General features: G+C 61.6%; 13 protein-coding genes. 5 read left to right on the forward strand and 8 right to left on the reverse strand.

Annotation, left to right across the window (positions count from 1 at the left end; genetic code table 11):
* The 6 genes from lysS to recJ all read right to left on the reverse strand — a co-directional run.
* Positions 1-1,502: lysine--tRNA ligase (gene lysS, locus PSTU_RS0110675; RefSeq protein ID WP_019341017.1), on the reverse strand; the 1,502-nt coding region annotated here is incomplete at its 3' end.
* Between the two features lie 182 nt (positions 1,503-1,684).
* Positions 1,685-2,780 (reverse strand): peptide chain release factor 2 gene (gene prfB, locus PSTU_RS0110680; protein ID WP_100206780.1). Its coding sequence is split into 2 segments (ribosomal slippage): positions 1,685-2,707 and positions 2,709-2,780, totalling 1,095 coding nucleotides; the frame shifts between segments, so codons are not numbered across the junction.
* A gap of 155 nt (positions 2,781-2,935) precedes the next feature.
* A complete protein-coding gene (locus PSTU_RS0110685) occupies positions 2,936-3,697 on the reverse strand; it encodes a tellurite resistance TerB family protein (RefSeq protein ID WP_019341018.1) in 762 nt (253 codons plus the stop codon).
* 18 nt (positions 3,698-3,715) lie between these two features.
* Entirely contained in the window at positions 3,716-4,840 is a 1,125-nt protein-coding gene (locus PSTU_RS0110690) for an NADH:flavin oxidoreductase/NADH oxidase (RefSeq protein ID WP_019341019.1), read from the reverse strand.
* Positions 4,841-5,110: 270 nt separating this feature from the next.
* Positions 5,111-7,207 (reverse strand): molybdopterin oxidoreductase family protein, encoded by a 2,097-nt coding sequence (locus PSTU_RS0110695; RefSeq protein WP_019341020.1) that lies wholly within the window; start codon positions 7,205-7,207, stop codon positions 5,111-5,113.
* A gap of 242 nt (positions 7,208-7,449) precedes the next feature.
* A complete protein-coding gene (recJ, locus tag PSTU_RS0110700) occupies positions 7,450-9,165 on the reverse strand; it encodes a single-stranded-DNA-specific exonuclease RecJ (protein WP_019341021.1) in 1,716 nt (571 codons plus the stop codon).
* Positions 9,166-9,473: 308 nt separating this feature from the next.
* On the opposite strand from recJ, the gene PSTU_RS0110705 reads away from it, so the two are divergent.
* From PSTU_RS0110705 to PSTU_RS0110715, 3 genes are read left to right on the forward strand one after another with little or no spacing between them, the layout of a single operon-like run.
* Positions 9,474-10,223, forward strand: a complete 750-nt coding sequence (locus PSTU_RS0110705) for a 5-oxoprolinase subunit PxpA (RefSeq protein ID WP_019341022.1) — start codon at positions 9,474-9,476, stop codon at positions 10,221-10,223.
* Complete coding sequence (gene pxpB, locus PSTU_RS0110710) at positions 10,220-10,924, forward strand: 5-oxoprolinase subunit PxpB (protein WP_019341023.1); 705 nt, start codon at positions 10,220-10,222, stop codon at positions 10,922-10,924. Before PSTU_RS0110705 ends, pxpB begins: the two co-directional genes overlap by 4 nt.
* Positions 10,921-11,835, forward strand: a complete 915-nt coding sequence (locus PSTU_RS0110715) for a biotin-dependent carboxyltransferase family protein (protein WP_019341024.1) — start codon at positions 10,921-10,923, stop codon at positions 11,833-11,835. Before pxpB ends, PSTU_RS0110715 begins: the two co-directional genes overlap by 4 nt.
* A 109-nt stretch (positions 11,836-11,944) precedes the next feature.
* Here PSTU_RS0110715 and PSTU_RS0110720 read toward each other — a convergent pair whose 3' ends face one another.
* Entirely contained in the window at positions 11,945-12,487 is a 543-nt protein-coding gene (locus PSTU_RS0110720; protein ID WP_019341025.1) for a YaeQ family protein, read from the reverse strand.
* 188 nt (positions 12,488-12,675) lie between these two features.
* Between PSTU_RS0110720 and PSTU_RS21355 the strand changes: the two genes are divergently transcribed.
* Together PSTU_RS21355 and bfr are read left to right on the forward strand one after the other, a co-directional pair.
* A complete protein-coding gene (locus PSTU_RS21355) occupies positions 12,676-12,894 on the forward strand; it encodes a bacterioferritin-associated ferredoxin (protein ID WP_019341026.1) in 219 nt (72 codons plus the stop codon).
* A 198-nt stretch (positions 12,895-13,092) separates the two neighbouring features.
* A complete protein-coding gene (gene bfr, locus PSTU_RS0110730; protein WP_019341027.1) occupies positions 13,093-13,563 on the forward strand; it encodes a bacterioferritin in 471 nt (156 codons plus the stop codon).
* A 154-nt stretch (positions 13,564-13,717) separates the two neighbouring features.
* Here the strand turns inward: bfr and grxD are convergent, their stop codons facing one another.
* Entirely contained in the window at positions 13,718-14,044 is a 327-nt protein-coding gene (gene grxD / locus PSTU_RS0110735) for a Grx4 family monothiol glutaredoxin (RefSeq protein WP_019341028.1), read from the reverse strand.
* Positions 14,045-14,214 lie beyond the last annotated feature (170 nt).

The following is a 14,214-nucleotide window of genomic DNA, read 5'->3' on the forward strand; positions in this document are numbered from 1 at the left end:
CAGACCTCAGGGCGCATATGTGGGAACAGGATCACGTCGCGGATCGACGGCGAGTTGGTCAGCAGCATGACCAGACGGTCGATGCCGATACCTTCACCCGCGGTCGGCGGCATGCCGTATTCCAGCGCGCGGACGAAGTCGGCATCGAAATGCATGGCTTCATCATCACCGGCGTCCTTGTCACGCACCTGTGCATGGAAGCGCTCGGCCTGATCTTCGGCGTCGTTCAACTCGGAGTACGCGTTGGCGATTTCACGGCCGCCGATGAACAGCTCGAAGCGGTCAGTGACGCTCGGATCATCGTTGCTGCGACGTGCCAGCGGCGAGACTTCGAAGGGGTAACGGGTGATGAACGTCGGCTGCTCCAGCTTGTGCTCGACCAGTTCCTCGAAAATCATCACCTGCAGCTTGCCCAGCCCTTCGAAGCCGAGCACCTTGGCGCCAGCCTTCTTGGCGATGGCGCGGGCGGTGTCGATATCCTGCAGGTCGGCAGCACTGATCTCCGGGTTGTACTTCAGAATCGAATCGAACACCGATAGCCGTGCGAAGGGCTCGCCGAAGTGGAACACCTTGTCGCCGTAGGGCACGTCGGTGCTGCCGAGCACCAGCTGCGCCAGCTCGCGGAACAGCTCCTCGGTGAGGTCCATGTTGTCTTCGTAATCGGCGTAGGCCTGGTAGAACTCGAGCATGGTGAACTCGGGGTTGTGCCGGGTCGAGACGCCTTCGTTACGGAAGTTGCGGTTGATCTCGAAGACGCGCTCGAAACCACCGACCACCAGGCGCTTGAGGTAAAGCTCCGGCGCGATGCGCAGGAACATCGGAAGGTCCAGCGCATTGTGATGGGTTTCGAACGGCTTGGCTGCGGCACCGCCGGGGATGGTCTGCAGCATCGGCGTCTCGACTTCCAGGAAGTCGCGCTCGTTGAGGAATTTGCGGATGTGGCCGATCACCTGGGAACGCACACGGAAGGTGTGGCGGGTTTCCTCGTTGACGATCAGGTCAACGTAGCGCTGACGATAGCGCTGCTCGGTGTCGGTCAGGCCGTGGTGCTTGTCGGGCAGCGGGCGCAGCGACTTGGTTAGCAGGCGCACGTCAGTCATTTCAACGTAGAGGTCGCCCTTACCGGAACGCGCCAGGGTGCCCTCGGCAGCGATGATGTCGCCCAGGTCCCAGTGTTTGATGGCTTCCAGGGTCTCGGCCGGCAGTGTCTTGCGGTTGACGTAAACCTGGATGCGCCCGGTCATGTCCTGCAAGACCATGAAGGCGCCGCGGTTGAGCATGATGCGACCGGCAACTTTCACCGGGATTGCCGCTTCTGCCAGCTCTTCCTTGGTCTTGTCGACGTATTTCAGCTGCAGGTCGTTGCAGTAGCTGTCGCGACGGAAGTCATTGGGGAAGACGTTGCCCTTGGCGCGCTCGGCGGCCAGTTTTTCCTTGCGCTGAAGGATCAGGCTGTTTTCTTCCTCTTGGATAGCGTGCTGGTTCAGCGGTTGTTCGCTCATGGTTTCAAAATGCCTGGATCGATTGGATGAATCCTGGGAAGACCGTGCCGGAAAGTGCTCCGCAGCAGGTACTGCCCCGTCTTGGTCGGCTGAAGCCCACCCTAATTGGTATGCAAAGCTGATGCAGAGTGGGCTTGGCGACGTTGCGCTGCAGCCCACCTCCACTCGCCAAGCACAGCGGCTTAGAGCCCCTGTTTCAAACTGGCTTCGAGGTACTGGTCGATGTCGCCATCCAGCACCTTCTGGCAGTCGCTTCGTTCCACGCCGGTACGCAGATCCTTGATGCGCGAGTCGTCGAGCACATAGGAGCGAATCTGATGACCCCAGCCGATATCGGACTTGGTGTCTTCCAGTGCCTGGGAGGCCGCGTTGCGCTTCTGCATTTCCTGCTCGTACAACCGGGCCCGCAGCATTTTCATGGCGGTGTCCTTGTTCGCGTGCTGGGAACGCTCGTTCTGGCAGGCCACCACCGTGTTGGTTGGTACGTGGGTGATACGTACCGCCGAGTCGGTGGTGTTGACGTGCTGACCACCGGCACCGGAAGAGCGGTAGGTGTCGATGCGCAGGTCGGCCGGGTTGATGTCGATCTCGACCCTGTCGTCGATCTCGGGCGAGACGAACACTGCCGAGAATGAGGTGTGGCGGCGCGCGCCAGAGTCGAACGGGCTCTTGCGCACCAAGCGGTGCACGCCGATCTCGGTGCGCAACCAGCCAAAGGCGTATTCGCCCTTGATGTGTACGGTAGCGCCCTTGATGCCGGCGACTTCACCTTCGGACAGCTCGACGATCTCGGCGCTGAAACCGCGCTTGTCGGCCCAGCGCAGGTACATGCGCAGCAGGATGTTTGCCCAGTCCTGAGCTTCGGTGCCGCCGGAACCGGCCTGGATATCGAGGTAGGCGTTGTTGGGGTCCATCTCGCCGCTGAACATGCGGCGGAATTCCAGCCCTTCGAGGATGCCGCGCAGGCGGTCGAGCTCGGCGGCGACGTCGTCTACGGCGCTCTGATCGTCTTCTTCGACAGCCATGTCGAGCAGGTCGCGGGAGTCGGCCAGGCCGCCCTCGAGGTCATCGATGGTTTCGACGATCTGCGCCAGGGTGGCGCGCTCGCGGCCCAGGTTCTGGGCGTACTCGGGCTTGTTCCAGACGTTCGGGTCTTCGAGTTCGCGGTTTACTTCGACGAGACGATCATGCTTCTGATCGTAGTCAAAGATACCCCCGAATTGACTGGGTGCGGTCGGACAGGTCCTTGATGCTGTTGAGGATCGGGTTGATTTCCATAGGTAGGCAGCTCTCAATCGGACGGTGCGAAAAGCCGGCGATTATAGCGCAGCAAGCTGCAGCTGACAGCCCACGCAGGACCGCCGGGGCGGTGATTGTCAAGCAAAGCGGGCAGACCAGCGGGCAAAGGCGGCACCTGTGCCGCCTCGTCCACACTACGCGGAAACGCCGCGCACCTGGCTTTCCAGTTCAGCCTTCAATTGCGCGTCGAGCTTCAATTGCCGAGCCAGTTCATCCAGATAAGCCCGTTCCATGAAGTGCTCCTCATCCACCATCAGAACACTGGCGAGGTACATCTCCGAAGCCATCTCAGGGGTGGTTGCAGCCGCGGCCACATCTACCGGATCGAGCGGTTTGTTCAACTCCGCCTCAAGCCAATGCTGCAATTCAGGATCGTCGGTGAGCTGGGCTAGTTCAGCCTCGATCATCTTGCGCTCCTGATCGTCCACATGGCCGTCGGATTTGGCCGCCGCGACCAGCGCCTTGAGGATGCCGCGGCTGTGTTCTTCTACCTGTTCCGGCGGTAGCCGATCGACAGTCTTCGGCTCGGTCCGGGACGTGCTTGCCGCTGCCGCAACGCCTTGTTGCGCCTGCTGCGCTTGCCAGTTGCCATAAGCCTTGTAGGCCAGCATGCCGAGCGCGGCCAAGCCACCGTAGGTAACAGCCTTGCCGCCCATGCGACGCCCGCTCCGACTCCCCAGCAACATGCCGAGCGCACCGGTTGCCAACGCACCCTTTCCGATGCCTCCTCCGCCGCCACCCAGAATGGAGCCGAGAGGGCCACCCGCGCCGGAGAGCATATCTCCCAGCGAACCTCCACTCTTCGAAGGTGTTGAGCGCGTCACGGAGCTTTGCTGCTTCTGCAACAGGTCCTGACCCGATTTGAGCAGTTGATCGAGCAAACCGCTGGTTTTCATGAGGACACCTACCTGTAGTTATGACGCAGTGTGTACATCGAGCGAATCAGGAACCTGCCTGATCGGCGTGTTGCGGTGGGCCGCACGCGCATACTGGGCGGGCCAAGGCACCGAGCTGTCACGCAAATCCTCGGCGGCATGCAGCGGCCAGTAAGGATCGCGCAGCAGCTCGCGCGCCAGCAGAATCAGATCGGCTTGGCCGGTACGCAGGATGTGTTCGGCCTGGACTGCCTCGGTGATCATGCCGACGGTGCCGGTGGCGATTTCCGCACCGCGACGGACCTGCTCGGCGAACTGGGTCTGGTAACCCGGGCCGACCGGAATTTCGGCGTTAACCGCCGTGCCGCCGGACGACACGTCGATCAAGTCGACGCCCAACAATTTCAGCCGGCGCGCCAGTTCGACGGTTTCTTCCGCGTTCCAGCCGTCCTGCACCCAGTCGGTTGCGGACAGGCGAACGAACAACGGCAGCTCCTCCGGCCATACCGCCCGCACCGCCTCGGTAACTTCCAGCAGCAGCCGGATACGGTTGTCGAACGAGCCGCCGTAGGCGTCCTGGCGCTGGTTGGAGAGCGGCGAGAGGAACTGATGCAGCAGGTAGCCGTGCGCGGCGTGTATTTCGGCAATCTTGAAGCCCGCTGCGAGTGCCCGTTCTGCGGCACGAATAAATGCCTGGATGACGTCCTGGATCCCTGCCTCATCGAGCGCAGTCGGAACCGCATGCTCCGGATCGAAGGCAATCGTCGACGGGCCTACCGGCGTCCAGCCCCCTGCGGCGATGGGCACACTACCGTGGCGCCCAAGCCAGGGCTGCCAGGTGCTGGCTTTGCGGCCGGCATGGGCCAACTGAATTCCGGCGACCGAGCCCTGAGCCTCGATGAAGCGCGTGATTCGCCGCAGCGGCTCGATGTGCTCGTCAGACCATATCCCCAGATCCTCAGGCGAAATCCGTCCATTGGCCGAAACAGCGGTTGCCTCGATGATCACCAGCCCCGCCCCTCCCACTGCGCGGCTACCCAGGTGCACCAGATGCCAATCGTTGGCCATACCCGCCTTGGCCGAGTACTGACACATGGGCGATACGGCGATGCGATTGGGCAGGGTCAGCTGGCGCAGGGTGAGCGGTTGGAAGAGCTGTGTCATGGAAACCTCGACTGCATGGGATGCGTTTTTGGACATCCTTTAGTACAGACTGTTTCGGCGACTTTGCTCGGTTGGGGTGGTGCTTGCCGAACAATCGGTGACGAGGTGTTGCACACGTGCGCGAGCCAAACCCTATCGGCAGCGCGGCTTGAAGCCCGCACAGCACGACGAAACGACCGACGCATCGCTCGTCAATGCGCCAGCGCTGTCTCGTTCAGAAATGTTTAGAGCATCAGGGAAGGCCGGTGACCATTCACCCTATAGCTGCAGCTATGCCGCTTCTACTTCTACCGGTACACCATTGAGCGCCGCATTACCGGACAGCGCATCAAGCTGACGCTCATCGGTCAGGTCGTTGGCACTGGCCCCGGGCTGGTTGCTGGCGATGCTCATCTGCACGCCAGGGCGAGCATGTCCCCAGCCATGCGGCAGGCTGACCACACCGGGCATCATTTCGTCGCTGGCGGCGACCTCCACCTCGATCATCCCGACCCGCGAGCGAACCCGTACGCGCTGACCGTCGAGCAACCCGAGTCGGTTCAGGTCCGCAGGATTCATCAGCAGCTGATGGCGCGGTTTGCCCTTCACCAGGCGGTGATAATTGTGCATCCATGAATTGTTACTGCGCACATGTCGACGGCCGATCAGAACGAGCTGATTCGGGTGCGGCTCGGATGCAGAAGCAAAGCGTTGCACATCACCTAGAAACAATTCCGGCGCCGCCTGGATACGCTGGTTCGCGGTCTTCAGCCGCCCGGCGAGATTCGGCTTGAGCGCGCCGAGATCGAGGCCATGCGGATAGTCGCGCAGCCTGGACAGGCTTAACGCCAGTTCGCTGCTGTCACCGTACGGCCCGGCGCGCAGGCCCAGGTCGATCATCTGCTCCGGTGCGATGGTCGGCTTGAGATCGCCGCCGGTACGCGCCGCAAAGGCTCTGGCCAGACCGACAAAGATTTCCCAGTCGTGCAGCGCACCGGTTGGCTTGCTCAGTACCGCTTCGTTGAAGCGGGTAACGTTGCGCACGGCAAAGACATTGAAAGTGGTGTCGTAGTGGTCATGCTCCAGCGGCGCGGTCGGCGGCAGGATCAAATCGGCGTAGCGAGTAGTTTCATTGATGTAGAAATCCACGCTGAGCATGAACTCAAGGCCGTCCAGCGCCTGTTCCAGCTGACGGCCATTGGGCGTCGATAGCACCGGATTGCCCGCAACCGTTATTAACGCGCGAATCTGCCCGTCACCCTCGGTGAGCATTTCCTCGGCCAGTGCCGATACTGGCAGCTCACCTCCATACTCCGGCAGTCCTGAGACCCGGCTCTGCCAGCGATTGAAATGCCCGCCAGAGGTGTTGGCCACCAGATCAACAGCCGGCTCGGTGCATAGCGCACCGCCGACCCGATCCAGATTTCCGGTTACCAGATTGATCGACTGCACCAGCCATTGGCACAACGTGCCGAACGCCTGGGTCGACACGCCCATGCGCCCGTAGCAAACCGCCCTATCCGCCGCGGCGAAGTTACGTGCCAACTGGCGAATTTGCTCGGCGGACACGCCACAGCGCGGGCTCATCGACTCGGCTGAGAAAGGCGCCACCGCCGCCCGGAGGTCTTCCAGACCATCCACCGGCAGATGGCTGGTGCGGGTCAGGCCCTCATCGAACAGCGTGTGGAGCAGACCGAACAGCAACGCGGCATCTTCCCCGGGGCGAACGAACAGATGCTGATCGGCAATAGCAGCGGTTTCGCTACGGCGCGGATCGACCACCACCAGCATGCCGCCACGTGCCTGCAACGCCTTGAGGCGCTTTTCCACGTCGGGGACAGTCATGATGCTGCCGTTGGATGCCAGCGGGTTCCCGCCCAGTATCAGCATGAAGTCGGTGTGATCAATGTCCGGGATCGGGATCAGCAGGCCGTGGCCGTACATCATCAGACTGGTCAGGTGATGCGGCAGCTGATCGACCGATGTCGCCGAGAAACGGTTACGGGTTTTCAACTGGCCGAGAAAATAGTTGCTGTGGGTCATCAGCCCGTAGTTGTGCACGCTGGGATTGCCCTGATAGACCGCCACCGCATTGTTGCCGTGACGCTCGCGGATGTCGGCCAGGCGCTCGGCCACCAGCGCGAACGCCTCATCCCACTCGATCGCCTGCCATTCGCCGCCGACCCGGCGCACCGGGTGGCGCAGGCGATCCGGGTCGTTCTGGATGTCCTGCAGCGCGACGGCCTTGGGGCAGATATGACCGCGACTGAAACTATCCTGCGGATCGCCCTTGATGGAAACGATCTGCTCATCACGGGTTTCGATGGTCAGGCCACAGATGGCTTCGCACAGGTGGCAGGCACGGTGGTGCAGGATCGATTCGCTCATCGCTGGCTCCGGAGGATTGTTCTTGTAATGGGAACACTCTAGGCCGGAGCTGGGCGGTAGCCAACGAAAGACGTTGCGGCAAATAGGGACCGATTCAGATAACCGATCTTGCAACTGGCAGTGCCGAGTCCGGATACGCCGTCGCTGCCGTAGGAGCGAGCTTGCTCGCGAAAGGATGTCCAGCTAGCGCCGGCTAGAGTCCGCGCCACCTTGGCTGCGCATTATCGGTCGTGAACCTGAAATCAGCGCGCCGCGATATGCGCCACCAGCAATTGCACGCTTTCGCGACCGCGAAATTCGTTGACGTCCAGCTTGTAGGCCAGGTCCGCCCAGCGCACGTTGGGGTTGGGCCAGAGGTCGCGATCGATATTGAAGGCGATGCCATCGAGGGTCAGCGAGCCGCACTCGCTCTTGAGCACCATTTTCAGGTGCTTCTCGCCGACCAGTCGCTGCTGCACCAGCTGGAACACGCCGTGGAAAACCGGCTCGGGGAAATGCTGCCCCCACGGCCCGGCATTGCGCAGCGCCTTGGCCAGTTCCAGATGGAACTCCTCGATGCTCAGCTGACCATCGGTAAGCAGACGGCCGGTCAGGTCGTCCTCGCAGAGCTGGCGCCGTACCTCGGCATCGAAGGCCGCCGCGAACGCACCGAAGTTAGCCTCCGGCAGCGACAGGCCGGCCGCCATCGCGTGGCCACCGAACTTACTGATAAGGCCAGGATGGCGCGCCGCCACAGCATCCAGTGCATCACGGATATGAAAACCCGGCACCGAGCGCGCGGAGCCTTTCAGCACGCCGTCGCCGGCATCGGCGAAGGCGATGGTCGGGCGGTGATAGCGCTCCTTGAGCCGCGAGGCGAGGATGCCGATGACGCCCTGGTGCCAGTCCGGGTCGAACAGACAAAGGCCGAACGGCATGTCGTCCAGCGGCAGGTCTTTCAGCTGAGCCAGCGCCTCGCGCTGCATGCCCTGTTCGATGCCCTTGCGATCCTGATTGAGCTGATCGAGTTGCACGGCCATGTCGCGTGCCAGTGCCTCGTCTTCGCAGAGCAGGCACTCGATGCCCAGAGCCATGTCATCAAGACGCCCCGCCGCATTCAAGCGCGGGCCGAGAATAAAACCGAGATCGGTCGAGGTGATGCGGCTGTGGTCACGTCCGGCAACTTCGAGAATAGCCCGCAACCCCGGCCGCGCCCGGCCGGCACGAATGCGCGCCAGCCCCTGGTGGACAAGGATGCGGTTGTTCGCGTCCAGCGGCACCACATCAGCGACGCTGCCCAGCGCGACCAGATCCAGCAGCTCGGCCAGGTTCGGCTCCGCCCAACCATTACGGCTGAACCAGCCCGCCTCGCGCAGCCGGGCACGCAGCGCCAGCAACACGTAGAAGATAACGCCCACACCAGCGATGCACTTGCTCGGGAATGCGCATTCCGGCTGGTTGGGATTGACGATGGCATCGGCGGCGGGCAGCTCCGGACCCGGCAGATGATGGTCGGTCACCAGCACCTTGAGCCCGGCCGCCTTGGCCGCTGCGACGCCGTCCACGCTGGAGATGCCGTTGTCCACCGTCACCAGCAGATCGGGCTGGCGTTCGAGCGCCACGGCGACGATTTCCGGCGTCAGGCCGTAACCGTATTCGAAGCGGTTGGGAACCAGATAGTCCACATGCGCAGCGCCCAACTGACGCAAACCCAGCACGCCAACGGTGCTGGCCGTGGCGCCGTCGGCATCGAAATCGCCAACGAAGAGGATGCGCTGGCGGTTCTCCAATGCCTCGACCAGCAGCGTCACGGCCACATCGATGCCCTTGAGCTGGCCGTACGGGATCAAACGCGCCAACCCCTTATCCAGCTCAGTCACCGACTGCACGCCGCGGGCGGCATAGAGGCGCGTCAGCAGCGGCGGCAAGTCGCCCAGGTCGGGAAGCCGTTCGGGGAGTGGGCGGGGTTCGATGCGCATCTGTTGATTATCCGGCGTGTAGCATGAAGTGGTGGAAGCGATGAGCGGCGCGCGCAGACTGGTTGTCGCGTCAGGGCATGGCAGACGCTGCCGCGCAGGGGCGACTCTTGATTCTGATCACCAAGGCAGTCGCGGCAGCAAGTGCCTACGCAGCAGGCCCCGCTTGAGCTGGCCGCAAGCATACAGCAATGAACTGTTGGCGGGCCGCACGCCGACGGCGTGCCCTATGATCAGGAATCGCACATCGATGCCTTATCATCGCAGGCATCACGCCAGGCCCATACGACCCCATCACTCCGGAGACCACCATGAAGCCTCTGTTACTCAACTGCGACATTGGCGAGAGCTTCGGAGCCTGGTCCATGGGCCTCGATGCCGAGGTCATGCCGTTTATCGACTGCGCTAACATCGCGTGCGGTTTTCACGCCTCGGACCCGCAGATCATGCGGCGCACCGTCGCGCTGGCAACGCAGCATGATGTGAAGATCGGCGCCCACCCGGCCTACCCCGATCTGGTCGGCTTCGGCCGCCGCTCGATGGCATGCACGCCAGAGGAAGTGGAAAACATGCTGCTCTATCAAATCGGCGCGCTGGACGGCATCTGCCGCGCGGAGGGCACCGAGGTGCGCTACGTCAAACCGCACGGCGCGCTCTACAACGACATGATGCGCAACCCCGAACTGCTCCGCGCAGTGATGAAAGCCGTGATCTCCTATTCCTCGTCGCTGCCCCTGATGCTGATGTCCACGCGCGACAACAGCGGCGCGCAGGCATTGGCCGACGAGCTGGGCGTAACACTGTGGTTCGAAGTGTTCGCTGATCGTGCCTATGACGCGGCCGGCATGCTGGTATCCCGAGCACTGCCCGGCGCGGTTCATCACGATGCCGAAACGATCACGGCCCAGGCCCTCTGCCTGGCCAAAGGTGAAGCGCTGACCGCCAGTGACGGCAGCTCGCTGATCCTGCGCGCCGACACGCTCTGCGTGCACGGTGACAACGCCGGTTCGGTCGCCGCGGTGCAGCGCATCCGGCAGGCGCTCGAGAAGCTGCCGGCATGAAGCCGCGTATCGAAGTCGTCGGCATCGACAGCTTGATGCTGCGCCTGTTCGACGAGATCGACGAAGCTCATATGCCCTGGCTACTGGCCGCTGCACGGCGTCTGCGCGATAGCTTCGGCGCCGCCCTGATCGATCTGGTGCCGTCCTACACCAGCCTGCTCATTCATTACGACCTGGCGCAACTGGATGACGACCAGGCGCGTCAGCGGGTAGCGGATGCGCTGCATGAACTGCAGCCGGATGCAGGGGGCAAGGCGCGCGAGCTGGATATCCCGGTCTGGTACGACCCAAGCGTCGGTCCGGAACTCGAAGCATTGGGTCAGCGCAGCGGGCTTGGCGTTACGGGCGTGATCGAGCGCCACAGTGCCCGTACCTATCAGGTTTTCGCGCTGGGTTTCGCACCTGGGTTCGCGTTCATGGGGCTGGTCGACGAATCCCTCGCCAGCCCGCGTCTGCAAACGCCACGCAAGCAGGTTCCGGCTGGCAGTCTCGGTATCGCTGATCGTCAGACCGCTATCTATCCGCTGGTATCACCCGGGGGCTGGAACCTCATCGGCCGCAGCCCGACGCGGCTGTTCGATCGGGAGCTGGACGGCTACAGCATCTGGCAACCCGGTGATCGCGTGCGTTTCCAACCCATCGAACGCGCCGAGTTCATTCGGCTCGGCGGAGACGATAGTCCTTTCGAGGTGACGCCATGAGCCTGTTGATCGAGCGCAGCGGCGCCATGGCCAGCCTGCAGGACGGCGGCCGGTTCGGTGTCCGTCATCTCGGCGTGACCCAGAGCGGCGCAGCGGACTGGATTTCTCAGACATGGGCGAACTGGCTGCTGGGAAATCCGCTGCAGGCCGCAACCATCGAAATCACACTGGGAAATTTCGCCCTGCTGGCCGAAGCTGACAACTGCCTAGCGCTGTGCGGCGCAGACCTTGCGGCTACGCTGGATGGGCAACCGCTTGAACCGGGGCGCAGCTTCAACATTCGCAAGGGTCAACGCCTGACGTTTGCCCAACCGCGTCGAGGTGTGCGCGCCTATCTTGCCGCGCCGGGTGGCTTTGCCGCACCTCTGACGCTGGACAGCTGCTCGACGGTGAGGCGCGAGGCGCTTGGCGGCCTGCACGGCGATGGCCAGCCGCTGGCCCAGGGTGATCGACTGCAGTGGAGCGGCACTGCGCCCAGGCCGCGTGAGCTGGATGCTGATTCGATCACACCGTTGTCATCCTCAGAACCGCTGCAGGTGGTGCTTGGCGCGCAGATCGGCGACTTCAGCGGGCAAAGCCTTTTCGATGCATTCAATAGTAAATGGACGGTGGACCAGCGCGCCGATCGCATGGGTATCCGCCTGCTCGGCCCTGTGCTGCGCAGCTCACGACAATCGATGATTTCCGAAGGTGTGCCATTGGGCGCGATTCAAGTTCCGCCGGATGGGCAGCCTATCGTCCTGCTCAATGACCGGCAGACCATTGGCGGTTATCCGAGGCTGGGCGCGCTGACACCACTTGCGGTGGCACGCCTGGCGCAGTGCCTACCGGGCACCGAGGTTCACTTGCAGCCAATGGCCTTACAGGCTGCACAACGCGAACAACGTCTGTTGCTCGCCCGTTGGCAATAATGCCGTTAGCGGCTTGAAACTGCGCTCGGCAGCCTGACCTGCTATTGCTCGATCGGTACGAGCAATTTTGAAGCGGACCAAGAAGCAGGTCCGGGTAGTCGGTGAGTGTTCAACCGCGTTCGCCGATCATCCATTCGAGCGGCACTTCGTGCTGGCCACGCTCGTCGGTAATGAAGAGCGATCCTTCACTGACCATCACACTCCAGCTGATCGCCCTGGGCAAATCCTGCGCCACAGCTTCCAGTGCCTCCTGCCCCACCGCTACCACGTTGATCTTCTTCAGGCTGCGCACGCTGTCGAGCACCTTGGTCTGCCACACCCGCAAATTGCCGTAAGCCACCAGGCTGAAGCGCTCGGCACGGCGCGAGCACCAGGTGATCCGCTCAGCGTCCGGCTGACCGACTTCGATCCAGTGCAGCACGCGATCGTCCAGGCTCTTTTCCCAAAGCGCCGGCTCGTCCACATCCGAAAGTCCCCGACCAAAAGCGAGCTTTTCGTCATACCAGAGTATGTAGGCGATCAGTCGCGCCACCATTCGCTCCTCGGTTTCCGATGGATGACGAGCCACGGTGAAGCGCAGGTCCTGATAAACATGACGATCGAGGTCGGTGAGATTGATTTCAACTTTGTAAGGGGTGGCTTGCAGGGCCATGACAGCTCCAGGCGAAAAAAAGAGCCGCAGTTTAGCCTATTGACAGGATTTCAGAGGTGGCCGTAGCGAGATCTCCCGCGCCGCTGAAAGGTGGGTTGTTGAAATGAGGAAATCCGACGAGCGTTCTTTGACAATCATTCTCATTCTGTTTAGCATCTCAACCATCGCAAACCCAACGGGTAGTTCATATGTACGTGTGTCTTTGCCAGGGCGTTACCGACGGCCAGATCCGTGAAGCCATCTACGAAGGTTGCTGCAGTTATCGGGAAGTGCGAGACGCGACTGGCGTAGCCACGCAATGTGGTAAATGCGCTTGTGTCGCCAAGCAGGTCGTTCGCGAAACCCTGAGCGATATTCAGAATGCCAGCGCCCCCCTTGCTTACCCGGCAGGTTTTGCTCCCGCCTAGAATCAAATCGATGTATAGAAGCCGGGCACATGCCCGGCTTTTTTCTGTTCGCGAATCAATACCTTGGCACCATATCGCGGAACAGACTTATTCTTATTCCGCTTTACCCTTTAACATTCAAGGGCTTAGGTTTGACAGCACCCAGGATCGTGGCCAGACTGCGCCCATTAAGAACGTGGTTCGACGCAGGGCACCGATATGAAAGGCGACAAGCTGGTCATACAGCATCTGAACAAAATCCTCGGCAACGAACTGGTCGCAATCAACCAGTACTTCCTGCATGCGCGCATGTATGAAGACTGGGGACTCGGCAAGCTCGGCAAGCATGAGTACGAAGAATCCATCGACGAGATGAAGCATGCCGACAAGCTGATCAAGCGCATCCTGTTCCTGGAGGGCCTGCCCAATCTGCAGGATCTGGGAAAGTTACTGATCGGCGAAAACACGCGCGAGATGCTCGACTGTGACCTCAAGCTCGAGCAAGGCGGCGTCCAGGACCTCAAGGTCGCCATTGCCTATTGCGAGAGCGTCGGCGACTACGGAACCCGCGAGCTGCTAGAAGACATCCTTGAAGCCGAAGAAGAACATATCGACTGGCTGGAAACCCAGCTGAGCCTGATTGGCAAGGTCGGCATGGAGAACTATCTGCAGTCGCAGATGGACGAGTAGCCGGTCGCTTCGCTATATGGACGGGAGCCTCGGCTCCCGTCTTTCGTTATTACCTGACGCAACACGGAAGCCAGATCTCGCCAAAAGGAACTGAGCGAGCTGAAACTCAGGCATAAAAAAACCCGCCGGCAGGCGGGTTTTTCAGGAGTCGCGATCAGGCGCCGGCTTTCTCAACGGCTTGTTTGATCAGCGGCTGCAGCTCACCCTTTTCGAACATCTCCAGAATGATGTCGCTGCCACCGACGAGCTCGCCATCTACCCACAGCTGGGGAAAGGTCGGCCAGTTGGCGTACTTGGGCAGATTGGTACGAATTTCAGGATTTTGCAGGATGTCGACATAGGCGAACTTTTCGCCACAACCCATCACAGCCTGGGTCGCGCGGGCAGAAAAGCCGCACTGCGGTGCGTTGGGCGAGCCTTTCATGTAAAGCAGCACCGGGTTCTTTTCGATCTGCTCTTTGATAGTTTCGATGATATCCATGGGGCACCTCGGCTAGTCTCGGTTGCCGCGCATTGTACAGAACAGCAGCCTAAAAGCCGAGTCACGAGCTCGGCTTTTATTAGCGCGCATACGGTACAGCTCGCTGGCAGCGCGGATTCTGGCGCGCCGAGACCGATTTGCGCAGGCCAAGCCTTTCTGGATAAGATCGC

Source organism: Stutzerimonas stutzeri SDM-LAC (genome assembly GCF_000235745.1).
Taxonomy (GTDB): domain Bacteria; phylum Pseudomonadota; class Gammaproteobacteria; order Pseudomonadales; family Pseudomonadaceae; genus Stutzerimonas; species Stutzerimonas stutzeri_H.

What these genes read in the sequence shown, in the direction of transcription:
- PSTU_RS0110715 (WP_019341024.1), top strand. Translation starts at nt 10,921, where the DNA reads ATGAGCCTGTTGATCGAGCGCAGCGGCGCCATGGCCAGCCTGCAGGAC.
- grxD (WP_019341028.1), bottom strand. Translation starts at nt 14,044, where the DNA reads ATGGATATCATCGAAACTATCAAAGAGCAGATCGAAAAGAACCCGGTG.
- bfr (WP_019341027.1), top strand. Translation starts at nt 13,093, where the DNA reads ATGAAAGGCGACAAGCTGGTCATACAGCATCTGAACAAAATCCTCGGC.
- pxpB (WP_019341023.1), top strand. Translation starts at nt 10,220, where the DNA reads ATGAAGCCGCGTATCGAAGTCGTCGGCATCGACAGCTTGATGCTGCGC.
- PSTU_RS0110705 (WP_019341022.1), top strand. Translation starts at nt 9,474, where the DNA reads ATGAAGCCTCTGTTACTCAACTGCGACATTGGCGAGAGCTTCGGAGCC.
- PSTU_RS21355 (WP_019341026.1), top strand. Translation starts at nt 12,676, where the DNA reads ATGTACGTGTGTCTTTGCCAGGGCGTTACCGACGGCCAGATCCGTGAA.
- PSTU_RS0110685 (WP_019341018.1), bottom strand. Translation starts at nt 3,697, where the DNA reads ATGAAAACCAGCGGTTTGCTCGATCAACTGCTCAAATCGGGTCAGGAC.
- PSTU_RS0110690 (WP_019341019.1), bottom strand. Translation starts at nt 4,840, where the DNA reads ATGACACAGCTCTTCCAACCGCTCACCCTGCGCCAGCTGACCCTGCCC.
- PSTU_RS0110720 (WP_019341025.1), bottom strand. Translation starts at nt 12,487, where the DNA reads ATGGCCCTGCAAGCCACCCCTTACAAAGTTGAAATCAATCTCACCGAC.
- PSTU_RS0110695 (WP_019341020.1), bottom strand. Translation starts at nt 7,207, where the DNA reads ATGAGCGAATCGATCCTGCACCACCGTGCCTGCCACCTGTGCGAAGCC.
- recJ (WP_019341021.1), bottom strand. Translation starts at nt 9,165, where the DNA reads ATGCGCATCGAACCCCGCCCACTCCCCGAACGGCTTCCCGACCTGGGC.